This is a genomic window from Intestinimonas sp. UBA1698 (assembly GCF_002320075.1).
GTDB lineage: Bacteria > Bacillota > Clostridia > Oscillospirales > Oscillospiraceae > Intestinimonas > Intestinimonas massiliensis.
Genome location: NZ_DCJO01000040.1, coordinates 1 through 26985, shown reverse-complemented (window position 1 = coordinate 26985; position 26985 = coordinate 1). Strand labels below are relative to the sequence as shown.

Below are 26985 nucleotides of genomic sequence, written 5' to 3'. Positions count from 1 at the left end.
GTGCCGCACCGAGCACATGTTCTTCGAGGGCGAGCGCATCAAGGCCATGCGGGAGATGATCGTGGCCGACAACACCACCGACCGCAAAAAGGCACTGGACAAGATCCTGCCATATCAGCAGGGCGACTTCGAGGGCATCTACGAGGCCATGGAGGGCTGCCCCGTAGTCATCCGTTTCCTGGACCCCCCCCTGCATGAGTTCCTGCCCACCAAGGAGGAGGACATCCGGGAGATCGCCGCCGAGTTGGGCATCACCGTGGAAAAGCTCCACAATGTCATCGACGGCCTCCACGAGTTTAACCCCATGATGGGCCACCGGGGCTGCCGGCTGTCGGTCTCTTACCCGGAGATTGCCGAGATGCAGACTACAGCCGTTATCAACGCCGCCATCTGCGTGCAGAAGAAGCACCCCGAGTGGAAGATGGTTCCCGAGATCATGATCCCTCTGGTGGGCGAGGTCAAGGAGCTCAAATTTGTCAAGGACATGGTGGCGGCCACCGCCGACCGGCTGATCGCCGCCTCCGGGCTGGAGATGCGGTATGAGGTGGGCACCATGATCGAGATCCCCAGGGCCGCTCTCACCGCCGACGAGATCGCCCGGGAGGCGGAGTTCTTCTCCTTTGGCACCAACGACCTGACCCAGATGACCTTCGGCTTCTCCCGCGACGACGCCGGCAAGTTCCTGGGCTACTACTACGACAACAAAATCTACGAGTCCGACCCCTTCGCCCACCTGGACCAGAAGGGTGTGGGCAAGCTGGTGGATATGGCTGTCAAGCTGGGTAAGACCACCCGCCCCGACATCCATCTGGGGATCTGCGGTGAGCACGGCGGCGACCCCACCTCGGTGGAGTTCTTCCACAAGACCGGCCTGCATTACGTATCCTGCTCCCCCTACCGGGTGCCCATCGCCCGGCTGGCCGCCGCCCAGGCTGCCATCAAGTTCCCCCGGTAAAAGAAAAACATGCCCAAGAAGCAAGCGTGCGCCGGAGCAATCTGGCGCACGCTTGTTGCGTTGAGGCCGAACCCGCGTCGTCTTTTGACGAAAGTCCACATAATATTGTTATGTCGCTTTAAAACTTGAAATGCGGCGGGATTGCGCCTTTACAGGGCCGGATGGTATGTGGTATAATGCACCAGAAATGCCGTGATGTGATATTTAAAATCGGAAAGGGGAGCGCCCGTTCGTGGACGAACTGAAGGAATTGAAGGAACGGCTCAGTCAGGAGCGGCCCGCCCAGTGGCGGGACCTGCCCGATATCGGGCTGTATATGGACCAGGTCGTCTCCTACATGCCCCGGCAGCTCATCTCCTATGCCGGGAGAGATGCTCTCACCCCGGCCATGGTCAACAACTACATCAAGGACGGACTGCTACCCCGGGCGGACGGGAAAAAATACGGCCGCACTCACCTGGCCTATCTCACCGCCATCTGTGCCCTTAAGCGGGTGCTCTCCGTCCGGGAGACCAAGGCCCTGCTCCACGCCGCCGCCGAGGGGGAGGAGGACTGGGCCCTGTACGCCAAATTTTTGGGCCAGATGGATATGGCCCTGGAGCGCACTGCCGACGCTCTGGACCCGGACACCCCCCGGGAGGAGCTGGCCGGGCTGGCCCTGAGCTTGGCTCTGCGCAGCTATGCCGACCAACTGGCCTGCCAGCGCATCCTGGACCTGATCGCGCCCCAGGAAGCCACCAAGGCGGAGCGGAAGCGGCGGGTCAAAGAGGGGTAGACCGATTTCAAAAGCTCAAATGTTCTTTTTATAATACAGGAGGGAATCAACCGAATGAGCCAATTTGTCATTGTCACCGACTCGTCCGCCGACCTGAGCCACGAGATGGTTCAGGCGCTGGGAGTGGAGGTGCTGCCCCTGGCCTTTACCATGGAGGGCAAGACCTACTACAATTACACGGATAACCGCGACATGGCCCCCAAGGAGTTTTACCGCCGGCTGGCGGCCGGCGCCGTGGCCACCACCAACGCCGTCAATGTAGGGCAGGCCATCGAGGGCATCGAGCCCCTGCTCCAGGCCGGGAAGGATGTGCTGACGCTGGCCTTTTCCTCCGGCCTGTCCGCCACCTACAGCTCCATGCAGATCGCCGTGGACGAATTGGCTGAAAAGTACCCGGAGCGGAAGGTGTACGCCGTGGACACCCTGTGCGCCTCCCTGGGCCAGGGGCTTATCCTCTATCTGGCCGCGGGGCTTCAGAAGCAGGGAAAAAGCATCGAGGAGGTCCGGGACTGGGTCGAGGCGAACAAGCTCCACATCTGCCACTGGTTCACCGTGGATGACCTGATGTACCTGAAGCGGGGGGGCCGGGTCTCCGCCGCCACCGCCGTGGTGGGCACCATGCTCCAGATCAAGCCGGTCATGCACGTGGACGATGAGGGGCATCTCATTAACGTCAGCAAGGCCCGGGGCCGGAAGGCCTCCCTGGACGCTCTGGTGAAAAAGGTGGGGGAGACCGCCACCGACCCGGCGAGCCAGACCATGTTCATCAGCCACAGCGACTGCGAGGCCGACGCCCGGTATGTGGCCGATCAGATCCAGGCCAAGTACGGCGCCAAAGAGATCATCCTCAACTACATCGGGCCGGTCATCGGCGCCCACACCGGACCGGGCTGCGTGGCGCTCTTCTTCGTGGGAGGGACGCGCTGATGGACCCGATCTGGCTGGAGGTGACGGTGGAGACCACCGAGCCCGAACTGGAGACCCTGGCCGCCCGCCTCACCATGAACGGGGCCACAGGCCTGGTCATCGAGGACGAGGAGGACTTCAAGACCTTTCTGGAACAGAACCGGCAGTACTGGGACTATGTGGACGACCAGCTCCTGGAGCGCATGAAGGGGGCGGCGCGGGTCAAGTTCTACGTCACCGACGACGCGGATGGGAAAAAGCAGTTGGAGACTTGGATGGCGGGCATCGACGCCCCCTATGCTACCGCCCGGCTTCGAGAGGAGGACTGGGCCACTAGCTGGCAGAAATACTACAAGCCCATGTCCGTGGGGGAGCGGCTCTACATCGTGCCCGAGTGGGAGAAGGGGGAGCCGGTCCCGGCGGGGCGCACCCCCCTCTACCTGAACCCCGGCCTCATCTTCGGCACCGGTAGCCACGCCTCCACCCGCCTGTGCCTGGAGGGGGTGGAGACCTACGTCCGCCCGGGCGGGCGGGTGCTGGATCTGGGCTGCGGCAGCGGCATCCTCTCCATCGCCGCCCTACTGCTGGGCGCGGAGGAAGCCGCGGGGGTGGACATCGACCCCAAGGCCGTGGGCGTGGCCTATGAAAACGCCGCCATGAACGGCATCGGCGCCGGCCGCTATACCGTCCGTGCGGGGGACGTGCTCAGCGACCGGGCCCTGGCTGCCGAGCTGGCCCAAAAGCGATACCAACTGGTATTGGCCAACATCGTGGCCGACGTCATCATCCCCCTCTCCGCCCAAGTGCCGGGCCTGCTGGAGCCCGGCGGGATGTTCCTGTGCTCCGGCATCATCGACACCCGGGCCGACGAGGTCCGCACCGCCCTGGTGAGCCACGGGCTTCGGGTGACGGAGAAGAAGGAGCGGGACGGCTGGGTGGCCTTTGCCGCCACACGGTAAAAAGGACGCGGGGCGTTTCCGGACCTTCCGGGAACGCCTTCTCTTTTGTCCGCAGAAATGATATAATACATTATTATCCTGTTTTGAGGTGAAGTCCATGAAGGCAGTGGTCAAGCGGGTGGAGTTCCCCGCCGGACGGCGGATTTTGGCCGTCAGCGACATCCACGGCAACCTGCCCTGGTTCCGGGCCCTGCTGGACAAGGCGGGCTACACCGGGGACGACATTCTAGTGCTGGTGGGAGACCTGGTGGAGAAGGGGGCGGACAGCCTGGCCACCCTGCGGTATATCATGGAGCTCTCCGCCGCCCACACGGTGTACGCCCTGTGCGGCAACTGCGACAATCTGGCTGTGGACTTTGCCTACGGCGGCGGGGAGCTGGGCCGGGACTTCTACCGGTTTTACCTCAGCGTGTGGAAGGAGCGGGCCCTTATTTTGCAGATGGCGGCCGAGGCCGGCATCCGGGTAGAGGGCCCGGGGGACCTGCCCCGACTGCGGGAAAGGCTGCTGGAGTCCTTCCGGCCCGAGCTGGCGTTCCTGCGGGGCCTGCCCACCATTTTAGAGACCGGGCACTTTGTCTTTGTCCACGGCGGGGTGCCCTCCTACGAGGCCATGGAGGAGCTGGACGCCTGGCGGTGCATGAAGAACGACGACTTTATGAGCCAGGGGTACTCCTTCCCCAAATACTGCGTGGTGGGACACTGGCCCGTCACCCTCTACCGGACGGATTACCCCTGCTGCAACCCCATCATCGACCGGAAGCGGAAGATCATCAGCATCGACGGCGGCTGCGTCCTCAAAAGCGACGGCCAGCTCAATGCCCTGGTGATTCCGGAGGGGGACAGCCGGGACTTTTCCTGGGTGAGCTACGACGACTGCCCGGTGGGAGTGGCTCTGGACCGGCAGGCGGAGAGCGCCGACCCGGTCATCGTCCACTGGACCGACCACGATGTGGAGGTGCTGGAACGGGGAGCGGAGTTCTCCCTGTGCCGCCACACCGCCACCGGACGGACCCTCCCGGTACTGACCAAATACTTGCGCAGGCGGGGGGAGCAGGAGTGGTGCGAGGACACCAGCGACTACCGCCTGGCGGTGGAGCCGGGGGACCGGCTGTCCATCGTGGAGGAGACCTCCCGGGGCCGCCTGGTAAAAAAGGACGGAGTCACCGGGTGGTACTTCGGGCGCCTGAAGGGACCGGAAAGGGAAGAAAAAATCCGGGAAAGTGATTGACTTTTGAATATTTCATTGATATAATACTAAAGCCGCTTTGAATGGGGACAACGAGGCGCCGCGCATCCGGGAGCAATTGGCCGTTGTGGAGGGTGCAAAGCGTGACAAAAAGTGAAGCTCGCACGCTTCCCCCTACGACAGCGAGCCCGTTATGAAGGAGTTGAAAACAACATGCATGCTATCATCGAGACCGGCGGAAAGCAGTACAAGGTGGCCGAGGGCGACACCCTCTTCATCGAAAAGCTGAACGCCGAGGCCGGCGAGGCCGTCACCTTCGACAAGGTCCTGGCTGTCGTGGACGGCGACAAGGCCACCTTCGGCACTCCCGTGGTGGAGGGCGCCAAGGTGGAGGCCAACGTGGTGAAGAACGGCAAGGGCAAGAAGGTCATGATCTTCAAGTACAATCCCAAAAAGGGCTACCGCCGCCGTCAGGGCCATCGTCAGCCCTACACCAAGGTGACCATCGGCAAGATCGAGGCTTAATTGTGATCGAAGTCACATTTTATTCCGAGGGCAGCCGCCTGACGGGCTTCACCGTCCAGGGACACAGCGGGCTGGCCGATCCGGGGGAGGACGTCCTCTGTGCCGCAGTTACCAGCGCCGTCCGGCTCGCCGAGTGCGCCGTCAACGACGTGCTGGGGCTGGAGGCCGCCGTCAAGGTGAAGGAAAAGGACGCGTCCATCTCCCTCAAGCTCCCCGGCGGACTGGGACAGACCAACGAGAGCACCTGTCAGACCCTTCTGACCGCCCTGATGGTCTACTGCGTCCAGCTCCACGAGGAGTACCCTGAAAATATCATCGTCTTAGACATGGAGGTGTAATACCATGCTGAATATCGGACTGCAGTTCTTCGCCCATAAAAAGGGCGTGGGCTCCACCCGCAACGGCCGCGATTCCAAGGCCAAGCGCCTGGGCGTGAAGCGGGGCGACGGCCAGTTTGTCCTGGCCGGCAACGTGCTGGTGCGCCAGCGCGGCACCCATATCCATCCCGGCGTCAACGTGGGCAGGGGCAGCGACGACACCCTGTTTGCCCTCAAGACCGGCAAGGTCAAGTTCGAGCGGCTGGGCAAGGACCGCAAGCAGGTCTCCATCATCGAGGAGATCGCGCAGTAAAATGGGCATACTAAGGGCCTCGAACGCGCGTCGTTCGGGGCCCTTTCTTTGACACACATCATGTAAGGAGGTGGCGGCAATGCCAGCATTCGTGGATACCGCCAAAATCACCGTCAAGGCCGGCAACGGCGGCAACGGGGCCGTGGCCTTCCACCGGGAAAAGTACGTGGCCGCCGGCGGGCCCGACGGCGGCGATGGAGGCCGGGGAGGAGACATCCTTCTCCAAGTGGACCGCCATATGTCCACCCTGATGGACTTCCGCTACAAGCGCAAATACGCCGCGGGCAACGGCATGGACGGACAGGGCAGGCGCTGCTCCGGCAAGGACGGGCAGGACCTGGTCATCAAGGTGCCCCTGGGCACCGTGGTGCGGGACGCCGACACCAATCAGATCATCTGCGACATGTCCTCCGCCCAGCCCTTTGTGCTGGCCCGGGGGGGCAACGGCGGCTGGGGCAACAAGCACTTTGCCACCCCCACCCGCCAGGTGCCCCGGTTTGCCAAGGCGGGGCTCCCCGGCCAGGAGCGCCAGGTGGTACTGGAGCTCAAGCTGCTGGCCGACGTGGGGCTGGTGGGTTTCCCCAACGTGGGCAAGTCCACGCTGCTCTCCGTGGTGTCCAAGGCGCGGCCCAAGATTGCCGACTACCACTTCACCACCCTGTTCCCCAACCTGGGTGTGGTCTACGTGGAGGAGGGGGTCTCCTTCGTCATGGCCGACATCCCCGGCATCATTGAGGGCGCCCACGAGGGGGCCGGGCTGGGGCACGACTTTTTGCGGCACATCGACCGCTGCCGCCTGCTCATCCACATGGTGGACGTGTCGGGCAGCGAAGGCCGGGACCCAATGGCCGATTTCGAGGCCATCAACGAGGAGCTCCGGCAGTACAGCCCCGCGCTGGCCTCCCGCCGGATGCTGGTGGCGGGCAACAAGGCCGACATCGCCGGGGACCGGACGCTGGTGGACCGGCTGCGCGCCCACGTGGAGGCCCGGGGGATGCCCTTCTTTGAGATCTCCGCCGCCACCGGCCAGGGGGTGCGGGAGCTGGTCTTCGCCGCCGCCCGGGAGCTGGAGAACCTGCCCCCCATCGCCGTCTACGAGCCGGACTACGTACCCGCCCCGCCGGAGATCGACACCTCCGGGGAGGTCCACATCGTCCACGAGGACGACACCTGGATCGTGGACGGGCCCTGGCTCCAGCGGCTCATGGCCAACGTCAACTTCGGGGACTACGAGTCGCGGAACTGGTTCGACCGGATGCTCCGGGAGTCCGGCCTTTTCGACCGGCTGGAGGCTATGGGCATTCAGGACGGAGACACCGTGTCCCTCTACAATCTGGAGTTCGAGTACCGGAGATAGCGATAAAAAGCCGCGCACCCAATGGGTGCGCGGCGCTTTTTATGCGTCGTTCGGCAGCAGGGAACCCACCTCAAATTCCTGCATGCCCATGTAGCCCGGGGCGATCTCGTATTTCGAGAAGACCACCACCGGGCTTCCGGATTCATTGAGGTAGAAGGGCTGGTCGTCCCGGATGGACTGGAAGCCCTCAATGCCGTCCGAACCGTCAAAGTAGACGTTGGCCGGGTCCTGACTGCGCTCGTCGATACCGGCCCGGACAGCTTCATTGGCGATGCGCTTCCAGTCGGGGCCCAGCAGGTCCCGGAGAGTCAGTTCACGGCCGGTCTCCAGGTCGATGTTGTAGGCGTAATACTCGGTGTAGGCGTTGGCCAGGGTCTCGGTCTTGGTGAGGATGAAGGACAGGTAGTGTCCGTTTTGGCACTTAATCTCGTAGTCCACGTCGATGATGATGGGGATAAAGTCCTCCGCCTGGCCGCCGGTGGCCACAAAGGCCTCCCTGTCCGCCCGGGCCCGAGCCTCCGCCTCGTCCAGCACCTGCTGGATGCGGGTGGAGATCTCGGTATTGACGCGCTGCTCCAGGTCGGTGTTGCCGGTGTTCTTCAGGGCGGGCAGGCGCACGTCGATGAGGTGATCCTTGTCCTCGATCCGGTATTCCCGCACGGTGACCACCCGGGCCAGGGCGCCCAGCACCGGGACGGCCTCCACTGCCTGGGCAAAGGTGGGGCTGACGTTCAGCAGCAGCACGAAGCAGGCGCAGCAGGACGCCAGCACCGCCGCCGTGCGGCGGAGGCCATCCCGGGAGCGCCGCTTCCGGTCCCCGGCCCGAATGGCCGAGGCCACGGCAAAATCCAGCTCCGCCGGGAGCTCCACTTCTTTATAGCGCGCCCTGGCGCGCTCCATCTGCCGGTTCATCACTGACCTCCTCTCCTGTCATGTCCCGCAGCTTTTTCAGAGCCTTATACAGCCGGGACTTTACCGTGTTCAGATTGGTATCGGTGACCTGTGCGATCTCCTCCAGCTTCAGGTCCTCAAAAAACCGCAGGCGCACCACCGCCTGCTCAGCGTCGCTGAGGGCCTCGATGGCGGCGTGGAGGTCCAGCCGCTCCGCTGGGTCCGGGTCCTCGGCCCCCCGGTCCCAGACGGCGTCCTCCAGGGAGAGGAGCCGCTGGTTCCTGCGGAAATAGTTCATGCTCTCATTGAGCAGGATGCGGTAGAACCAGGTCCTGAGGTAGGCGGGCTCCCGGAGGGAGTCGATCTTGGTCAGCGCCTTGACGATGGACTCCTGCACCACGTCCAGAGCTGCGTCCCGATTCTTGACGTAGCTGTAGGCCAGGCGGTAGAAGTCGGCCTGTCCCGCCGTGATATAGTCCACCAAAAGCTGGCGGTTGTGGGCGGTATGGATGTTCAAGCCGGGGCTCACCTCCTGGATGTGTTCTGTTACTTAGACCCGCTGCAGGGTCAAAAAGTTGCCGGGGCCGCAAAAGTTTTGAAAAAAGGGCTCGGAGACGCGCTCCGGGCCCGATATGGGCACTCAGGATCCCAGTGCGTCCAGAGCCTTCTGGGCGGCGTCATAGTCGGCGCACACCACCAGCAGCACGGTGTTCCCCGCCTGCTCGGTCAGAGCCTTCTCCAGCTTGGGGAGGTCCTCCGGCTTGTACTGGGTCTCGGCCTCGCTCTCCCGCCGGTCGGACACATGGGCCTGGACGGCCTCCAGCGCGGCCGCGGCGGCCTCCGCATCGGCCATCCGCAGCACCGCCAGCTCCTCGTAGCCCCCCTCCAGGGAGGTATAGACCACGGCCTCCTCCGGCTCGGAAGACAGGCCCAGATAGGACCCCGCCAGGTCGGCGTCCAGGACCTCCAGCTCCTGGTCAAAGACCTTGGCGTCCAGCAGAGCCTGGGCCGCGGCGGCGGGGTCGTAGGCCTTGGCCCTCGCCGTCCGGCCCCCGCAGCCGGTCAGCAGCGCGGCGCACAGCGCCAGCAGGCAGACCCTCGTTCTCGTTCTCATGGCAAACAGCTCCTTTCAGGACACCGGGTCCGACAGGCTCCCCCAATAGGTCTGCGCATCCACGGTGTGGGTGCGCAGGTAGGCGTACCACTTTTGATACCACTCCCTGCGGAAGTGGACCCCGTCGGTGGTGCCCTCGGCGGGGAGCACGCCGTCCTCCCCCGCCAGGGCGGAGGCCAGGTCCAGGTAGACTACCTGCTTCTCCTCAGCCAGTTGCCGGAGCAGGGTGTTGTACTCGGTGATCTTGGCGTTGGTGACGTAGGCCCGGCCATCGTATTTCTTGGCCACCTCTTCGTTGACCGGAATGATGGCCTGGAGGTAGAGCACGGCGTCGGGCTGGAGCTGGCGGATCTGGTCGAGGAACTGGCCGTAGGTGTCATAGAACGCCTGGTCGTCGCCGTAGCCCAGCTCGTTGACGCCGAACATGACGTACACCTTGGCGTACGTGTTCTGCTCCAGCAGCTCCAGCACGGCGTGCTTTTGTCCGTCGGCCCCCTTGATACACTTGTTTTCCCGATCGGCGGCCTCAAAGACCATCAGGCCGTTGTGATAGATCACGCCGCCGGGGCGGATGCCGCTGTACAGCCGCAGCCCGTCGGTGCGGGAGTCGCCCAGAAAGACGGCGTCGGAGAAGTAGTCCTCCTCCGCCTCGCCGCCCTCCGGCGCCGGCTGGGAAAAATCGTAGAGGGGCGCGGCGGAGACGGTCTCCTCCGGAGGCTCGGTGGGGAGCAGAGGCTCCGACGCAGGCGTCGTCTCCGGCGCGGGCGGAGGGGCGGGAACGGGTCCGGCGACCGACTGCCGCGCGCTGGCAACGGCCCACAGGCACAGGACTGCGGCCAGGCCGCAGCATAACAGCAGGACCGGCCACAGCCGCCTGCCCTTGGGTGGATGTTGTTTGATCTCTGGTTTCTGGTCCAGGCCGGTAGGCATGGGCCCCGCCCCCTTTCGGTATTCTAGGTCTTAGACGCCCCGGTCCAGGATAAAGTTTTCGATCTGGTCGAAATTTGCCGCAATCAACACCGGGGACAGATCGGGGCGGGCGGGGCGGCCCTTGGGGTTATACCAGACGGCGTCCAGGCCGGCGTTCTTGGCCCCCAGGATGTCGGAGCCCGGGGTGTCGCCCACCACCACGGCGCGGCCCGGGTCGGAAATGCCCATATCGTGGAGCACGGCGTCGAAAAACTCCCGCCGGGGCTTGTGGAATCCAATGTCCTCCGAAATAAAAAGGTGGGAAATGCAGTCCTGAATCGGACTGCGGGCAAAGCGGCCCCGCTGGGCCGAAGAGACGCCGTTGGTGATGATGGCCAGGGTGCAGCGGGTGGCCAGGGCCCGGCACAGCGCCTCCGCCCCCGGGAGCAGGTCGCCCTGCTCTCCCAGGCGGGAGAGGTAATACCGGTTGAGCTCCGCCGGGTCGCCCGCCCGGCCCACGGCCCGCAGGAAGGAGGAAAATCGCTCCACCACCAGCTCCCCCTGGGAGATCTCTCCGCGGTCGAATTTGGACCAAAGAGCGGTGTTGATGTCGATATAGGTCTGCTCGGCCTCCGGCGTAAAAGGAATGCCGTGGCCGGCCAGGGTGAGACCCAAGGCCTTGTGCTCGGCCAGATCGAAGTCAAACAGGGTGTTGTCGGCGTCCAGCAAAACGTAGTCGTAACGGGGCATATGGGGACCTCACTTTATCTCACAGGTTGGACCGCCGCCGGCGGCGCAGGGCGGAGTACATCCGGACCAGGGAGGACACCATCAGGATGCCTACCGCCAGGGCTCCGGCCACCCCCAGGGTGTGGGCGCCGGTGGAGAGAAACAGGCTGCTCTCCCCGTTGAGGGCGTGCTCCATGGTACTGTAGATGCCGCCGCCGGGGACCAGGGGCAGGAAGGCCACCAGCAGGTAGCCGGTCACCGGGCACTTGCGTACCCGGGCCATCCCCTCGGAATAGGCGGAGAGAAATACAGCCGCCCAGAAGGACTGGAGCAGATCGCTGTAGCCCGTCAGCGGGCCCACCAGCAGATAGACCAGCCAGGACAGCCCCCCGCCGATGGAGCAGATGACCATGCCGGGGGCCCGGATGTTGAAGATGATGCAGAAGCCCAGACAGGCGGCAAAGGCCGACAGGCAGGGGACCAGGTAGTCGGAAAGGCCCATCTACACCACCCCCCAGATCAGACGGGTCAGGGCCAGGGCCAGGCCGGTGCCCAGGGCGATGCCTGTGGCGGTCAGCAGGGCCTCGGCCAGCTTGATGAGGCCGGAAATCAGGTCCCCGGCAATGATGTCCCGCATAAAGTTGGTGATAACGATGCCGGGAACCAGGGTCATGATGGCGCCGGTGATGATGAGGCTGGCGTGCTGGCCCAGGCCGACCACGGTGAGCGCCACCGCCAGCAGGGCGCAGACAAAGCCGCCGGCGATGGTCTTGAAGAACAGGTTGGTGCCCAGCCGGGCCATGAACAGCAGGCTGGCCCCGATGGCCAGCCCGCACAGGCCGCCGCACAGGGCGTCCCGCAGGGTGCCGCCGAAGAAGAGGCAGAAGGCCGCGGCGCCCAGGGCGTAGCCGAAAAGCTGCCCGGCGGTGGGGAACTGGGTGCGGTCGGCCAGGACCCGGTCCAGCCGGACCCAGGCCTCATCCAGGTCGGGGACCTCCTGGCACAGGCGGCGGCACAGGTCGTTGAGGGCCTCCATGCGGTAGATGTCGGTGCCGTGGCCGGGGATGCGGCGGACCACAGTGAGGGGCCGCTGCCCCGAAGCGCGCAGGCTGACGATCAGACAGTTGGGGATGGCGAATACCTCGCCGGTGTCCACGCCGTAGGCGCCCAGCAGGTAGCGGACGGACTCCTCCACCCGGTAAATCTCCGCCCCGCTCATCATCAGGCGGTAGCCCAGCTCCCCGGTCAGGGTGAGCAGCTTGTCGTAATCCAAAGGGCCCCTGCCCTCCTTCCCGGCGGGTCTGACGTCCGGCGCCAAGCCAAGCCATGATACCGCCTTTTCCGGCGGGATGCAAGCGATTTCCACAGGAAATACCAGGAATCAGCCCTCCGGGTCCTGGCCGCTCATCTGGCGGTGCTCCTCCACCAGCTCCCGGTACAGGTCGCACAGCGGCCAGTCCCGGTTGGTGGCGGTGAGCACCGCCTTATAGGGAAAGCGGACCTGGGCCTGCCGCAGATGCTTCAGCAGGGTGTCCAGCCGGGAGGCGGAAAAGCCGCAGAGCACCAGCATCGGCTGGTCCACCACAGGGCAGGGGTCGGGGGCCTCCCGGGCGGGACAGTCTTTGAGCCCGGCCAGATGTCCCACCGTCTGGTGGAGCTGGTCGGGAGAGACCGGGCGCAGGCGTACCTTCATACGGAAAAAGATTCCCTTTGCTCTCAAAATGGCGGGATCGGCGGGGTCGGGGGCGTAAAAAAGGACCATTTCTGTGTTTTGTGCCATCGTAAGGCTCCTTTCTACAGGCGCGGACGGGCCGCCCGCAGGGGATGGTAATGATAGTAATGTATGAGCGGCCGGGGGTAAAATAGGAGCGCAAGATCAGCCGCCGCGCTCCAGTCGGCAGACCGTCTCCACGTGTGCAGTGCGGGGGAACAGGTCCACCGCGACGGCCTGGACGGGGGCGTAGCCCAGCGGGGCGAAGCGGGCCACGTCCCGGGCCAGGGTGGCCGGGTCGCAGGAAACATAGATCACACGGTCCGGCGCCATATCGGCGATGGTCTCCACCACGCCGGCGGCCAGGCCCTTCCGGGGCGGGTCCACACACACCACGTCAGGGCGCAGGCCCTCCTCCGCCAGACGGCGGGCGGCGTCGGCGGCGTCGGCGCAGAAAAATTCCGCGTTCCGGATGCCGTTGCGCCGGGCGTTGGCCTCGGCGTCCGCCACCGCCGCGGGGACGATCTCCGCACCGATGACCCGTCCGGCAGTCCTGGCCATCACCAGCGAGATGGTGCCGATGCCACAGTACAGGTCCAGCACGGTCTCCCGCCCGGTGAGCGCGGCAAACTCCGCCGCCTTGGCGTACAGCACCTCCGTCTGGGCCCGGTTCACCTGGTAGAAGGAGGGCACGGAGATGCGGAAGGTCAGGCCGCACAGGGTGTCTTCCAGCCAGTCACGGCCCCAGAGGGTGATCTGCCGCCTCCCCAGGACCACGTTGGTCCTGTCCCGATTCACCGAGAGCACCACTCCCGTAAGGCCGGGGGCGGCCCGGCGCAGCCGGTCCACCAGTCCGTCGGGGTCGGGGACGGCCTCCCCGTTTACCACCAGGCAGCACAGGACGCCCGAGGCGGCGAAGCGGAGAAAGAGGTGGCGCACCAGCCCCGAGTGGGCGGCCTCGTCGTAGGCGGGAACGCCGGAGTCGGCCATCCAGGCCCGCACGGCCGCCGCGATGGCCGCCGCCTCCGGCGGCTGGAGCAGGCAGTCCTCCACGTCCACCACGTCGTGACTCCGGGCGCGGTAAAAGCCGATGCGGGGGCCCTCCTTCCCGGCGGAGATGGGAAACTGCACCTTGTTGCGATAACGTTGAGTAGAATCGGCCTCTAAAATTACGGAAACGGGGAGATCGACGCCCCCAATGTGCTGGAGGGCGTCGGCCACCTTCTGCCGCTTGGCCTCCAGCTCGGCGGCGTAATCCGCGTGCCGGAACTGGCAGCCGCCGCACCGAGGATAGCTGCCGCAGTCGGGAGCCCGGCGGGCGGAGGAGGGCGCGCACACCTGCTGCATCCGGCCCCAGGCGGCGGTTTTGCCCACCTTCAGGAGCTGCACCTGGCAGGTCTCGCCGGGGAGCGCCCCCGCCACAAAGACCACCATGCCCCCGGGCAGGTGGGCCACGCCCTCCCCGGCGGAGCCGAAGCGCTCGATATCCAGGCGGACGACGTCATTTTTTCGAAACGGTTCCATAGGTGCCTCCAGGGTCTGTCAGCGGACCGTCAGGTCGGACAGGTCGGTATAGGGAATGGTAAATTCGGGGATGCCCGCCGCGTGAGGGGCGATGGCCTCCGACTGGTAATAGAACACAAAGCCCTCGTCGGTAAGGTAGAAGTTGTCCTCATGGAAGAGCCTGTCCACATCGGCGGAGCGGTAGCCCTCCAGCGGGTCGGTGACGGCGTGGATGGCCTTCAGGACCCGGGCGCGGGCCTCCTCCGGGTCGGAGAAGAAGTCGGCAAAGTGGAGCCGGGCCCCGTCGTACCGGTTGAACTGCTCGGAGAGCTGGAGGACGGTGGGGTAGGCCGCGCCGAAGTTGGAATAGTAGGAGCGGACAAAGCTGACCACGCTGTCGTTCTGGTAGGTGACGGTGTAGGAGGCCTCCTCGGCGTAGGGGCTGAAGTCGTAGTTGGAGGCTTGGGCGATGTCGTAGTCGCCCTCGGCAAAGCCGGCAGTGTCCTCAGCCTGCTCCAGATAGGCTTCCCCCTGCCCCTTGAAATACTCGGTGATGATGGCCCAGGCCGGATCGTTCTCCGGGTGCTCGGCGGCGGGCAGCACATACCGGGCGGTCATGAGCTGGACGCCGTCTTCCGTGGTCCAGGTCTTTTGGAACACCTGATCGGTCCAGGTCAGCTCCCCAGGCGTGGGGGCGGGCAGGCTCTCGGAAGGGGTGGGGGACGGCGTGGGCGTGGGGGTAGGCGTGGATTCCGCCGGGGCGGGCGAGCAGGCATACAGGACCAGGGTCAGAGCCAGAACGGCGGGAAGGATTCGGATACGCATGGGAGACCTCCTTCGAAAAAGGCGGATTTATGTCAAACGGTTCTGCTCTATTTTAACATTCCAAGCCGGCGCCGTAAACCGGGAAATTGGAATTGAGACCGTTTTGTCACCATTGGGGCGGAGGAAAAAAGGACCGGCCCCCAAAGGGCCGGTCCCGCTGAGAGCCGGACGGACTTACAGGACGACGTTGGCCGGCTCGCCGGCCAGCCACTGCCGGATGTTGTCAAAGACGATCCGGCAGCGGGCCTCCATGGACTCGGCGGAGGCGAAGGCCACATGGGGGGTGACGATGGTGTTCTTGCTGTGGAGCAGGGGATGAGCGGTATCCAGCGGAGGCTCGGCCTCGAACACGTCGATGCCCGCGCCCGCCAGGTAGCCGCTGTTCAGCGCGTCGGCCAGGGCCTGGGAGTCCACCACCGGGCCGCGGGCGGCGTTGATGACATAGGCCCCCCGCTTCATCTTGGCGATGTTCTCCCGGCCGATGAGGCCCCGGGAGTCGTCGTTCAGAGGGCAGTGGAGCGAGACGATGTCCGACTGGGCCAGCAGCTCATCCAGGGAGACGAAGGAGACAAAGGCGGGCTCGTCCCCCCTCACATGGCGCTTATAGCCCAGCACCCGGCACCCGAAGGCATGGCACAGCTCGGCGGTCCGGAGGCCGATGGCTCCGACACCCACGATGCCCACCGTCTTGCCCCGGAGCTCCACCCCCACCAGGCCGTCCTTGGTCTGGCCGGAGCGGCAGCGGGCCTCCACCTGAGGCACGTTGCGCAGCAGGGAGAGCATCAGGCCCAGACTCAGCTCGGCCACCGCCTCCGTCGAGTAGCCCGCCGCGTTGGAGACCCGGACCCCTTTGGCCCGGGCGGCCTCCAGGTCCACGTGGTCCACGCCGGTAAAGGCCACGTCGATGTACTTCAGGTCGGGGCAGGCGGCGATGACCTCCCCCCTCAGGGGCATGTTGGCGATCATGATGACGTCGGCGTCCCCGGCGCGGGCGATCTGCACCTGGGGATCGGTGTCCCTGGGATAGGCGACGAAGGTGTGCCCCGCGTCGGTCAGGGGCTTGGCGCAGGCGTTCAGGACCTCTTCCGGAACGCCCAGGGATTCCAGCAGGACGATTTTCATAGGGGAACGGCCTCCTTGTTGATGTTTGTCCGTCAGGGCTGTTTTCTATGCTCCAATTATAGCACGGCCCGCGGGGAAAACAAGCCGTCCGCCGCTTTTTTGAGCGGCTCTGCGGGAGCGGGAAAGCCCGTATTTGTTCACAATTTCCCCTTTTTTATTCGCACCCGTTGTGATATAATACCACCTACCTGTGGAATGCTCAAAAACGGGCCGGGCCCGTGTGGAAATAAGAAAGGTGTACGATCAGATATGGGTCTTTTGAAGAAGCTCTTTGGGACCAGCTCGCAGAGGGAGCTGAAATCCATCTATCCCATTGTGGACAAGGTAGAGGCGCTGGAGCAGGAATACGCTGCCCTCACCGACGCCCAGCTCCAGGCCAAGACCGCGGAATTCAAGGCGCGCTACGCCGGCGGCGAGACGCTGGACGACCTGCTGCCCGAGGCCTTCGCCACCTGCCGGGAGGCCGCCTGGCGGGTGCTGGGCATGAAGCCCTACCGGGTGCAGCTCGTCGGCGGCGTGGTCCTCCACCAGGGCCGCATCGCCGAGATGAAGACCGGCGAGGGCAAGACCCTGGTGGCCACCCTTCCGGCCTATCTCAACGCCCTCACCGGGCAGGGCGTCCACATCGTCACGGTCAACGACTACCTGGCCAAGCGCGACTCCGAGTGGATGGGCAAGGTGTATAAGTTCCTGGGCCTCACCGTGGGCCTGGTCATCCACGGCGTCACCGGCGCGGAGAAGCACGCCGCCTACGACGCCGACATCACCTACGGCACCAACAACGAGTTCGGCTTCGATTACCTGCGGGACAACATGGCCCTCTATAAGACCGAGATGGTCCAGCGCAGCCACGCCTTCGCCATCGTGGACGAGGTGGACTCCATCCTCATCGACGAGGCCCGCACCCCCCTCATCATCTCCGGCCAGGGAGAGGAATCCACCCAGCTTTACACCATCGTGGACTCCTTTGTGGCCCGTCTGACGGGCAAGAAGGTGGCCAGCGTGGACGAAAAGCAGGAGGAGGACCCCAACGAGACCGCCGACTACATCGTGGACGAGAAGGCCCGCACCGTCACCCTCACCGCCCGGGGCGTGGCCAAGGCCGAGCAGCAGTTCGGCCTGGAGAACCTGGCCGACCCGGAAAACACCACCCTCAGCCACCACATCAACCAGGCCATCCGGGCCCGGGGCCTCATGAAGCGGGACATCGACTATGTGGTCAAGGACGGCGAGGTCATCATTGTGGACGAGTTCACCGGCCGCCTCATGTTCGGCCGGCGCTACTCCGAGGGCCTGCACCAGGCCATCGAGGCCAAGGAGCACGTCACCGTGGCCCGGGAATCCAAGACCCTGGCCACCATCACCTTCCAAAACTACTTCCGGCTGTATGACAAGCTCTCCGGCATGACGGGCACCGCCATGACCGAGGAGGAGGAGTTCGGCCACACCTATAATCTGGACATCGTGGAGATCCCCACCAACAAGCCCCTGGCCCGGGAGGATCACCCCGACGTGGTCTACAAGAACGAGGCGGGCAAGTACCGGGCCATCATCCGGCAGATCGAGGAGTGCCACGCCAAGGGCCAGCCCGTACTGGTGGGCACCATCTCCATCGAGAAGTCCGAGCTGCTGTCCAAGCTGCTCCAGAAAAAGGGCATACGCCACAATGTCCTCAACGCCAAGAACCACGAGAAGGAGGCCGAGATCGTGGCCCAGGCGGGCAAGCTGGGGGCCGTCACGGTGGCCACCAACATGGCCGGCCGCGGCACCGACATCATGCTGGGCGGCAACGCCGAGTATCTGGCCAAGGCCGAGCTGCGCAAGGCCGGGCTCTCCGACGAGCTGATCGCCGAGTCCACCGGCTACGCCGACACCGACAACGAGGAGATTCTCAACGCCCGGAAGATGTTTGCCGAGGCGGAGGCCAAATACAAGGACGAGATCAAGGCGGAGGCCGACCAGGTGCGGGCCGCGGGCGGCCTGTTCATCCTGGGCACCGAGCGCCACGAGTCCCGCCGCATTGACAACCAGCTCCGCGGCCGCGCCGGCCGTCAGGGCGACCCCGGCGAGAGCCGCTTCTACCTGTCCCTGGAGGACGACATCATGCGCCTGTTCGGCTCCGAGCGGGTCATGGGCATGATGGAGAAGCTGGGCGTGGACGAGGACACCCCCATTGACGCGAAGATCCTCTCCAACGCCATTGAGAACGCCCAGAAGCAGGTGGAGTCCCGCAACTTCCAGACCCGCAAGACCGTGCTGGAGTACGACGACGTGATGAACACCCAGCGTAAGGTCATCTACGAGCAGCGCCGCAAGGTGCTGGACGGGGAGAACCTGAAGGAGTCCGTTCAGACCATGCTCTCCACCGTGATTTCCACCGAGGTGCAGGCCCACATGGGTGAGCTCAAGCACATGGACGCCGAGAACTGGCGGGAGGTGTGCGCCCAGTTCCGCGGTCTGTTCCTGCGGCCCGACGAGTTCAAGTTTACCGACGAGGAGCTCCAGCAGTACGACGCCCAGGCCCTCACCGACCTGCTCCAGGAGCGGGCCAGCGACATCTACGCCCGCAAGGAGGCCGAGCTGGGCGAGCCCCTCATGCGCGAGCTGGAGCGGGTGATGATGCTCCGGGTGGTGGACGAGTACTGGATGGACAACATCGACGCCATGCAGGAGCTGCGCCAGGGCATCGGCCTGCGGGCTTACGGCCAGAACGACCCGGTGGTGGCCTACAAGAAAGAAGGCTACGAGATGTTTGAGAGCATGATCGCCGCCATCCAGGCCGAGACCATCCGCCGCATCTTCCTGGCCCGGGTCCAGGTGGGCGCCACCACCGTCAAGCGGGAGCGGGTGGCCAAGGTCACCGGCGAGAGCGCGGGCAGCGACGGCACCGTTAAGAAGCAGCCCGTCAAGAAGGGCCAGAAGGTGGGCCGCAACGACCCCTGTCCCTGTGGCAGCGGCAAGAAGTACAAGAAGTGCTGCGGCATGCACGAGGACGAGTAAAAGCAGTCTATGGGGTATCCAAAAGCGGAATGTGGCTTCGCTGGCGTTTGACTGGAAGCGCCTCCGGCCCCTAGATACAAAACCGCCGTGCCGCTTTGCGGCACAGCGGTTTTGATACCCCCGGCTTCGTGCCCGCGGCGCGGGTCGAGGTGTTTTTCGAAACGCGAGTTTCCGGAAAAACCGATTTCGATTTCCAGATGGAGGAAATCCATGAATATCATCGAGCACAACAAAAATGGCCTGGTGTATCTCACCGCCGACGGCTTTGAGGCCGCCGGCGGTGTGGCACACGGCTTCTCCACCCGCCTGGGCGGGGTATCGGAGGGGATCTACGCCACCCTCAACCTGGGCATGAACCGGGGCGACGCTCCCGACCGGGTACGGGAGAACTACCGCCGCTTCTGCGCCGCCATTGGGGCGGACATGGGGAACATTGTCTGCGCCAGCCAGGTTCACGGCGACACGGTGCGCACCGTCACCGCGGCGGATCTGGGCATCGGCCTGGACGAGCCGGAGCCCTGGCAGGCGGATGGCCTTGTCACCGACATCCCCGGTGTGACGCTGGCGGTCTACTCCGCCGACTGCCTGCCCATCCTGCTCTACGACCCGGTGCGCCGGGTGGTGGGGGCGGTCCACGCCGGCTGGCGGGGCACCGCCCTGGGCATCGCCGCCAAGGCGGTGGAGCGCATGGTGGACTGCTACGGCTGCGACCGGCTGGACATCCTGGCCGCCGTCGGCCCCGGCATCTCCAAGTGCTGCTTCGAGACCCACGAGGACGTGCCCAACGCCATGACCGAGGCCATGGGGGCCGCCGCCCTGTCCTCCATCGAGGTGCTGCCCACCGGCAAGTTCCACGTGGATCTCAAGGGCCTCAACGCCAAGCGGCTGGAGAGCGCCGGGCTGGACCCCGAACACATCGCCGTCTCCGCCGACTGTACCTGCTGCCTGCCGGAGAAGTACTGGTCCCACCGCTACACCCACGGGGAGCGGGGGAGCCAGGCGGCGATGATCGCAATCGTCTAGGGGGCATCCAATGCCCCCTAGATACGAGCCTGCGTGCCGGCGAAAACGCCGGCGACTTGGCTCGATACCCCCGGTTTCGCGCCCTGTGGCGCGGGTCGGGGTGTCTTTCCGGAACATGAATTCCCGGAAAGACTGATTTTCAATTTCGTTTCCCCCCAGGGCGGGGAAAACGCTGTGAGATAAGCAGCTATAAAATATGGATGCTCCATTGCCGTTGTACGCCAATCCAAAATTCCCTCGGAGAGCGGAGGGGGTATCGCGCCGCAGGCGCGTATCTAGGGGGAACTGGTTCCCTCTGGAAGGCGCGTATCCTGCCGCGCAGCGGCAGAGATTTTCCGCAGAAAATCGACGCGCCTTTAGGAAGGAGGCCGAGCCGTTTGCGAAACATTCTAGCCGCCCTGCTGACGGCAGCCCTGTGCCTGGGTCTGGCCGCCTGTGGGCCGGCGCCGGAGCCGGAGCCCACACCCACCCCCACGCCCAGCGTCTCCCCCTCTCCAGAGGCGGCCGAGTTCGCCTTGGCCTGCTACCCGGAGGCCGGGTTCCACCCCATCACCGGCTCCAACCGCACCAACCTGGCCCTGGGGGGCCTGCTGTATGAGGGGCTGTTTGCCCTGAACGGGCAGTTTCAGCCCCAGGAGGCGCTCTGCGCCTCCGCCTCCGTGTCGGCCGACGGCCTCCAGTGGTCCTTTATCCCCCGCAGCGGGGTGACCTTCTCCGACGGCAGCCCCCTGACGGCCGCGGAGATCGCGGCCTCCCTCAACCTGGCCCGCACCAGCCCCCTCTACTCCGCCCGCTTCGCCGGCGTGACGGACATCGCCGCCGCCAACGGCATGGTGACCGTCACCCTGAGCCGCGCCAACGGTGCTCTGCCCGCCCTGCTGGACATCCCCATCGTCAAGGAGACGGGAGGCGTCCCCCTGGGCACGGGGCCCTACGTGCTCGCCGGCACGGGGGAGAACCTCGCGCTGGAAGCCCGCTCCGACTGGTGGCAAGGCAAGGCCCTGCCCCGGGACACCATTCCCCTGCGGGCCATTCAGGAGGCGGACGATCTGATCCATGCCTTTGATACCCGGGACATTGCCCTGGTCTCCACCGACCTGACGGGCACCAATGCCCTGGGTTTTTCTGGTTCCTTTGCTGCGGTGGACTACCCCACCAGCACCATGCTGTACGTGGGCTTCAACACGGCCGACGGCCCCTGCCGGAGCGCCCAGGTGCGGCAGGCCCTGCTGCGGGGCTTTGACCGGGCCGCCGTATCCACCGCCCAGTTCTCCCGCCACGCCCAGCCCGCTGCCCTTCCTGTCTCCCCCGCCAGCCCCCTCTACGACGAGGCGCTGGCCCAGACGCTGGACTACGCCCCCCAGGCCATGGAGCCGCTCCTCACCGCTGCCGGCTACACCAGAGCCGACGGGGTATGGCAGAAGGAGGGGCGGCCGCTGGCGCTCACCTTTGTGGCCCCAAACAACAACGCCGACCGGCTGGCCGCGGCGGAGACGCTGGCCGCCAACCTGACCGACGCCGGCCTGGAGGTGGAGCTGCGGGCCCTGGCCTGGGACGATTACCTTCAGGCCCTGACGGCGGGGAGCTTCGACCTGTACCTGGGGGAGGTGCGGCTCACCGCCGACTTTGATCTCACCGCCTTCCTGACTCCCGGCGGCGCCCTCAACTACGGCAAGTACAGCGACGCCGGGGCGCTGAACCGCCTCAGCGCCTTCCGCGCCGCCGTGGGACAGTGGCGGACGGAGCCGGCCCGGCAGCTCTATGAATATCTGGCCGGGCAGCCCCCCTTCGCGGTCATCTGCTTCAAGAACTGGTCCGTTTTGACCCAGTGGAGCCGGATCGACGGGCTGACGCCCACCCAGCAAAACATATTCCATCAATTTTCCGACTGGAAGATCACATAAGGGAGAGAAAGAGAGTATGGGGAACGTATTTCGCTGTTATGTGGAGAAGAAGCCTGGCTTTGCCGTGGAGGCGGAGCATCTGTTTGGAGAGCTGCGCCACACCCTGGGCCTGACGGGGCTGACCGGCGTGCGGGTGCTGCGCCGGTACGACGTGGAGGGGGTGGACGCGGCGGTCTATGCCGCCGCCCGCACCACCGTGCTCTCTGAGCCGCAGGTGGACGACCTGTGGAATGAGGTCATGCCCGCCCCGGAGGGGGAGCACACCCTGCTTGCGGTGGAGGCCCTGCCCGGCCAGTACGACCAGCGGGCCGACTCCTGCGCCCAGTGTATCCAGATGATGCACGGCGGGGAGCGCCCCACCGTCCGCGCCGCCACCGTCTACGTGCTGGAGGGGGCCCTCACCGCCCCGGAGGCGGCCAGGGCCCGGGGCTACCTCATCAACCCGGTGGAGAGCCGGGAGGCGGCGCTGGACAAGCCCGCCACCCTCCGCCAGGACTACCCCGCCCCCGCCGCCGTACCCGTGCTGGATGGCTTCACCGCCCTGGACCGCGCGGGTCTGGAGAGCGTGCTGGCCCAGTACGCTCTGGCCATGGATCTGGCCGATCTCGCCTTCCTCCAGGCCTACTTCCGGGACGAGGAGGGCCGCGATCCCACCCTCACCGAGGTGCGGGTGGTGGACACCTACTGGTCGGATCACTGCNNTGCCGCCACACCACCTTCTCCACCCACCTGGACGAGGTGGAGATCGCCGATGACAACGTAAAGGCCGCCTATGAGCGGTACCTGTCCGCCCGGGTGGAGGTCTACGGCGCGGAGAAGGCCGCCAGGCGGCCCCAGACCCTCATGGACATCGCCACCCTGGGCGCCAAGACCCTGAAAAAGCGGGGCCTGCTCCCCGAGCTGGACGAGAGCGAGGAGATCAACGCCTGCTCCATCCACGTGCCCGCCCAGGTGGACGGGAAGGAGCAGGACTGGCTGCTCATGTTCAAGAACGAGACCCACAACCACCCCACCGAGATCGAACCCTTCGGCGGCGCGGCCACCTGCATCGGCGGGTGCATCCGCGACCCCCTCTCCGGCCGGGTATACGTCCACCAGGCCATGCGCCTCACCGGCTGCGGCGACCCCCGCACCCCGGTGGAGCAGACCCTGGAGGGCAAGCTGCCCCAGCGGAAGATCGCCCAGACCGCCGCGGCGGGCTACTCCTCCTACGGCAACCAGATCGGCCTGGCCACCGGCCACGTGGCGGAGCTCTACCACGAGGGCTATGTGGCCAAGCATCTGGAGTGCGGCGCGGTGGTGGGCGCGGCCCCGGCGTCCAACGTCCGCCGGGAGCGGCCCGCCCCCGGCGACGTGGTGATCCTCCTGGGCGGCCGCACCGGCCGGGACGGCATCGGCGGGGCCACCGGCTCCTCCAAGAGCCACAACAAGGCCAGCCTGGACACCATGGCCAGCGAGGTGCAGAAGGGTAACGCCCCGGAGGAGCGCAAGCTCCAGCGGCTCTTCCGCAATCCCGCCGTCACCCGCCTCATCAAGCGGTGCAACGACTTCGGCGCCGGCGGCGTGAGCGTGGCTATCGGCGAGCTGGCCGACGGCCTGTCCATCGACCTGGACGCGGTGCGCAAGAAGTACGACGGCCTGGACGGCACCGAGCTGGCCATCTCCGAGTCCCAGGAGCGCATGGCCGTGGTGGTGGCCCCGGCGGACGTGGACGCCCTGCTGGCCGCCGCCGCCAGGGAGAACCTGGAGGCCTACCCGGTGGCCTCGGTCACGGCGGAGCCCCGCATGGTCATGACCTGGCGGGGCCAGACCGTGGCCAGCCTGTCCCGCGCCTTCCTCAACACCAACGGCGCGGCCAAGCACGCCCGGGTGTCCGTGCCCCAGGCGGACGCCGCCCCGGAGAGGGCGGCCTGCTCCACCCTGCGAGAGATGGCCGCCAGCCTGAAGTGCGCCTCCCGCCGCGGCCTCACCGAGCGGTTTGACGGCTCCATCGGCGCGGGCAGCGTGCTCATGCCCTTCGGTGGCAAGACCCAGCGCACCCCGGCCCAGGTCATGGCCGCCCTCTTCCCCGTGGAGCCGGAGCAGGAGACCGATCAGGCCAGCGTCATGGCCTGGGGCTGCGATCCCGAGGCCCTGTCCGCCGACCCCTACCAGGGGGCAAGGGACGCGGTCTACGCCTCCGTGGCCAAGCTGGTGGCCGCCGGCGCGGACTACCGGAAGGCCTATCTGACCCTCCAGGAGTTCTTTGAGAAGCTGCGGGACGAGCCCGCCCGCTGGGGCAAGCCCTTCGCCGCCCTGCTGGGGGCCCTGGACGCCCAGTTGGAGCTGGGCTGCGCCGCCATCGGCGGCAAGGACTCCATGTCCGGCTCCTTCAACGACCTGGATGTTCCCCCCACGCTGATCTCCTTTGCCGTGTCCGTGGGCAAGACGGACCGCATCCTCTCCAATGAGTTCAAGGCCTCCGGCCACAAGGTCTATCTCCTGGCCCCCGAAACGGAAGCTGACGGCGCTCTGAATCCCGATAGCCTGCGCAGCGTGCTGGACACCGCCGAGGCGGCCATTGCCGCAGGCAAGGTCCTCAGCGCCAGCGTAGTGGGCTTCGGCGGCATCGCCGTGTCCGTGATGAAAAGCTGCATGGGCAACGGCCTGGGCTTCTCCTTTACCGATGCCTTCCTTCCGGCGGACCTCTTCGCCCGCCGCCCGGCAGCCATCCTGCTGGAGACGGCGGAGGACCTGGATGCGGGCGTCTGCGTGGGCGTCACCAATGCCAGCGGCTCCATCTGCTGCGAGTGTGAGTCCGTGACCCTCTCTGAGCTCTCCGCCCCTTACGACGAGACGCTGGAGGCCATCTTCCCCATGCGCACCACCACGGTGCCGGAGACGGTCCCGGTGCTGGAGGCTCCCGCCTTCACCCGCTGCGCTCCCAAGACGGGCTGCGCGGCTCCCAAAGTGCTGATCCCTGTATTCCCGGGCACCAACTGCGAATATGACAGCGCCCGGGCCGTGGAGCGGGCGGGTCTGGTGCCGGAGATCCTGGTGCTCAATAACCGCTCCGCCTCCGACGTGGCGGACTCCGCCGCCCGCTTTGCCAAGGCGGCCCGTGAAAGCCAGATCATCTTCGTCCCCGGCGGCTTCTCCGGCGGCGACGAGCCCGATGGCTCCGGCAAGTTCATCACCGCATTTTTCCGCAACGGCGCGGTGTCCGACGCCACCATGGACCTTCTCAAAAACCGGGACGGATTGATGCTGGGCATCTGCAACGGCTTCCAGGCTCTCATCAAGCTGGGCCTGGTGCCCTACGGCGAGATCCGGGCCATGGACGAGGGCTGCCCTACCCTGACCTTCAACACCATCGGCNNGATGAAACCTGCCCCACTCTCACCTACAACGTCATCGGGCGGCACCAGTCCAAGATCGTCCGCACCCGGGTGGCCTCCAACCGCTCTCCCTGGCTCAGCCGGGCCCAGGTGGGCGACGTGGTGAGCGTCCCCATCTCCCACGGTGAGGGCCGCTTCCTGTGCTCGGAGGCGCTTTTGAATCAGCTGGCGGAAAACGGCCAGATCGCCACCCAGTATGTGGACCTGGCGGGTATGCCCACCATGGATGTTGCCTTCAATCCCAACGGCTCCGCCTGGGCGGTGGAGGGCATCACCTCTCCCGACGGACGGGTCCTGGGCAAGATGGGCCACTCCGAGCGGATCGGCCCGGGCCTTTATCAGAACGTCCCCGGCCAGTACGATCTGCATCTTTTTGATTCCGCCAAGGATTATTTCTCCCTTTGACATTGCTTTTCCCCAAATTTGTGGTATCCTAATGCAAATCCACAAAAATCATAGAAACGAGGTGCCCCATGGCTTATTTTTTCAAGGAACCCTCCCGCACGTTCAGTGAGTACCTGCTGGTGCCCGGCTACTCCTCCTCGGAGTGCATTCCCGCCAACGTCTCCCTCAAGACGCCGGTGGTGAAGTTCAAGCGGGGGGAAGAGCCCGCTCTGACCATGAATGTCCCCATGGTCTCCGCCGTCATGAAGGCGGTCTCAGGTGAGAAGATGGGCATTGCCCTGGCCCGGGAGGGCGGCATCGCCTTCATCTATGTCTCCCAGCCCATTGAGCAGCAGGCAGAGATGGTCCGCAAGGTAAAAACCTACAAGGCGGGCTTCGTCACCAGCGACTCCAACCTGCGCATCGGGGACACGCTGGCAGACGTGCTGGCCCTGAAGGAGCGCACCGGCCACTCCACCATGGCGGTCACCGACGACGGCACCGGCACCGGCAAGATGCTGGGCCTGGTCACCAGCCGGGACTACCGGATCAGCCGTATGGATCCCGCCACCCCGGTCTCCGAGTTCATGACCCCCATCGACAAGATCGTCTCCGCTCCCGAGGGCACCAGCCTGAAAGTGGCCAACGACATCATCTGGGACCACAAGCTCAACGCCCTGCCCATCCTGACGGAGGACGGCCATCTGGTGAGCTTCGTGTTCCGCAAGGACTACGACTCCCACAAGGGCAACCCCCTGGAGCTGCTGGATTCCCAGAAGCGCTATGTGGTAGGTGCCGGCATCAACACCCGGGACTACGCCGAGCGCGTCCCCGCTCTGGTGGAGGCCGGCGTGGACGTGCTGGTCATCGACTCCTCCGAGGGCTACTCCGAGTGGCAGAAGCTCACCCTCGACTGGATCCGCGAGCGCTACGGCGACGCGGTCAAGGTCGGTGCGGGCAACGTCGTTGACGCGGACGGCTTCCGCTACCTTGCCGAGGCCGGCGCGGACTTCGTGAAGGTCGGCATCGGTGGTGGCTCCATCTGCATCACCCGCGAGCAGAAGGGCATCGGCCGCGGCCAGGCGTCCGCCCTCATCGACGTGTGCCGCGCACGTGACGAGTACTTCGAGGAGACGGGCGTCTACGTCCCCGTGTGCTCCGACGGCGGCATCGTGTACGACTACCACATGACGCTCGCGC

General features: G+C 65.6%; 24 protein-coding genes and 1 pseudogene. 14 read left to right on the top strand and 11 right to left on the bottom strand.

All coding sequences use genetic code 11. The features are described from left to right. From B3H64_RS10540 to obgE, 9 genes are all read left to right on the top strand, one after another. Positions 1-955, top strand: a 955-nt coding sequence (locus B3H64_RS10540) for a putative PEP-binding protein (RefSeq protein ID WP_349676179.1), incomplete at its 5' end; no start/stop codon positions are given. A gap of 232 nt (positions 956-1187) precedes the next feature. Then, positions 1188-1730, top strand: coding sequence for a DUF1836 domain-containing protein (locus B3H64_RS10535; RefSeq protein ID WP_050619522.1), 543 nt, complete (start codon positions 1188-1190; stop codon positions 1728-1730). A 54-nt stretch (positions 1731-1784) separates the two neighbouring features. Continuing rightward, positions 1785-2657 (top strand): DegV family protein, encoded by an 873-nt coding sequence (locus B3H64_RS10530; protein WP_050619521.1) that lies wholly within the window; start codon positions 1785-1787, stop codon positions 2655-2657. Beyond that, positions 2657-3595 carry a 50S ribosomal protein L11 methyltransferase gene (prmA, locus tag B3H64_RS10525; protein WP_242853770.1) on the top strand — a complete coding sequence of 313 codons (939 nt, stop codon included), beginning with the start codon at positions 2657-2659 and terminating at the stop codon, positions 3593-3595. The genes B3H64_RS10530 and prmA overlap by 1 nt, the downstream gene beginning before the upstream one ends. A gap of 97 nt (positions 3596-3692) precedes the next feature. Then, complete coding sequence (locus B3H64_RS10520; RefSeq protein ID WP_286734972.1) at positions 3693-4823, top strand: metallophosphoesterase; 1131 nt, start codon at positions 3693-3695, stop codon at positions 4821-4823. 171 nt (positions 4824-4994) lie between these two features. Next, on the top strand, positions 4995-5306 hold the full coding sequence (rplU, locus tag B3H64_RS10515; RefSeq protein ID WP_050619518.1) for a 50S ribosomal protein L21: 312 nt from the start codon (positions 4995-4997) through the stop codon (positions 5304-5306). Between the two features lie 2 nt (positions 5307-5308). Continuing rightward, on the top strand, positions 5309-5644 hold the full coding sequence (locus tag B3H64_RS10510) for a ribosomal-processing cysteine protease Prp (protein WP_050619517.1): 336 nt from the start codon (positions 5309-5311) through the stop codon (positions 5642-5644). Positions 5645-5648: 4 nt separating this feature from the next. Then, positions 5649-5936 (top strand): 50S ribosomal protein L27, encoded by a 288-nt coding sequence (gene rpmA, locus B3H64_RS10505; protein ID WP_050619516.1) that lies wholly within the window; start codon positions 5649-5651, stop codon positions 5934-5936. Positions 5937-6015: 79 nt separating this feature from the next. Further along, a complete protein-coding gene (gene obgE / locus B3H64_RS10500) occupies positions 6016-7293 on the top strand; it encodes a GTPase ObgE (RefSeq protein WP_286734968.1) in 1278 nt (425 codons plus the stop codon). Between the two features lie 39 nt (positions 7294-7332). Here obgE and B3H64_RS10495 read toward each other — a convergent pair whose 3' ends face one another. The 11 genes from B3H64_RS10495 to B3H64_RS10445 form a co-directional block, all read right to left on the bottom strand. After that, positions 7333-8205 (bottom strand): anti-sigma-V factor rsiV, encoded by an 873-nt coding sequence (locus tag B3H64_RS10495; RefSeq protein WP_286734966.1) that lies wholly within the window; start codon positions 8203-8205, stop codon positions 7333-7335. Then, positions 8168-8701, bottom strand: a complete 534-nt coding sequence (locus B3H64_RS10490) for an RNA polymerase sigma factor (protein ID WP_050619513.1) — start codon at positions 8699-8701, stop codon at positions 8168-8170. Before B3H64_RS10490 ends, B3H64_RS10495 begins: the two co-directional genes overlap by 38 nt. A gap of 123 nt (positions 8702-8824) precedes the next feature. Then, on the bottom strand, positions 8825-9298 hold the full coding sequence (locus B3H64_RS10485) for a DUF4358 domain-containing protein (protein ID WP_286734961.1): 474 nt from the start codon (positions 9296-9298) through the stop codon (positions 8825-8827). A 15-nt stretch (positions 9299-9313) separates the two neighbouring features. After that, on the bottom strand, positions 9314-10228 hold the full coding sequence (locus B3H64_RS10480; protein WP_286734958.1) for a GDSL-type esterase/lipase family protein: 915 nt from the start codon (positions 10226-10228) through the stop codon (positions 9314-9316). A 30-nt stretch (positions 10229-10258) separates the two neighbouring features. Then, entirely contained in the window at positions 10259-10957 is a 699-nt protein-coding gene (locus tag B3H64_RS10475) for a YjjG family noncanonical pyrimidine nucleotidase (protein ID WP_050619510.1), read from the bottom strand. A 19-nt stretch (positions 10958-10976) separates the two neighbouring features. After that, the gene (locus B3H64_RS10470; RefSeq protein ID WP_050619509.1) at positions 10977-11438 is read right to left on the bottom strand and encodes a threonine/serine exporter family protein; all 462 of its coding nucleotides are present in this window, start codon (positions 11436-11438) and stop codon (positions 10977-10979) included. Beyond that, entirely contained in the window at positions 11439-12209 is a 771-nt protein-coding gene (locus B3H64_RS10465) for a threonine/serine exporter family protein (RefSeq protein ID WP_286734952.1), read from the bottom strand. A 108-nt stretch (positions 12210-12317) separates the two neighbouring features. Beyond that, complete coding sequence (locus tag B3H64_RS10460) at positions 12318-12716, bottom strand: DUF3783 domain-containing protein (protein WP_050619507.1); 399 nt, start codon at positions 12714-12716, stop codon at positions 12318-12320. Positions 12717-12812: 96 nt separating this feature from the next. After that, a complete protein-coding gene (rlmD, locus tag B3H64_RS10455; RefSeq protein ID WP_286734949.1) occupies positions 12813-14171 on the bottom strand; it encodes a 23S rRNA (uracil(1939)-C(5))-methyltransferase RlmD in 1359 nt (452 codons plus the stop codon). A gap of 18 nt (positions 14172-14189) precedes the next feature. Continuing rightward, positions 14190-14975, bottom strand: coding sequence for a DUF3298 and DUF4163 domain-containing protein (locus tag B3H64_RS10450; RefSeq protein WP_286734946.1), 786 nt, complete (start codon positions 14973-14975; stop codon positions 14190-14192). Between the two features lie 174 nt (positions 14976-15149). Then, the gene (locus tag B3H64_RS10445) at positions 15150-16097 is read right to left on the bottom strand and encodes a 2-hydroxyacid dehydrogenase (protein WP_286734943.1); all 948 of its coding nucleotides are present in this window, start codon (positions 16095-16097) and stop codon (positions 15150-15152) included. A gap of 249 nt (positions 16098-16346) precedes the next feature. Between B3H64_RS10445 and secA the strand changes: the two genes are divergently transcribed. The 5 genes and pseudogenes from secA to B3H64_RS10420 form a co-directional block, all read left to right on the top strand. Further along, on the top strand, positions 16347-19097 hold the full coding sequence (gene secA / locus B3H64_RS10440) for a preprotein translocase subunit SecA (RefSeq protein WP_286734940.1): 2751 nt from the start codon (positions 16347-16349) through the stop codon (positions 19095-19097). Positions 19098-19307: 210 nt separating this feature from the next. Next, positions 19308-20120, top strand: a complete 813-nt coding sequence (gene pgeF / locus B3H64_RS10435) for a peptidoglycan editing factor PgeF (protein ID WP_154025370.1) — start codon at positions 19308-19310, stop codon at positions 20118-20120. Positions 20121-20497: 377 nt separating this feature from the next. Next, positions 20498-22024: an ABC transporter substrate-binding protein gene (locus B3H64_RS10430; protein WP_286734933.1), complete on the top strand. Its 1527-nt coding sequence runs from the start codon at positions 20498-20500 to the stop codon at positions 22022-22024. A gap of 16 nt (positions 22025-22040) precedes the next feature. After that, a pseudogene (locus B3H64_RS10425) lies at positions 22041-25806 on the top strand (phosphoribosylformylglycinamidine synthase). A 68-nt stretch (positions 25807-25874) separates the two neighbouring features. Further along, a partial coding sequence (locus B3H64_RS10420; protein WP_286734931.1) for an IMP dehydrogenase occupies positions 25875-26985 on the top strand: 1111 nt, incomplete at its 3' end.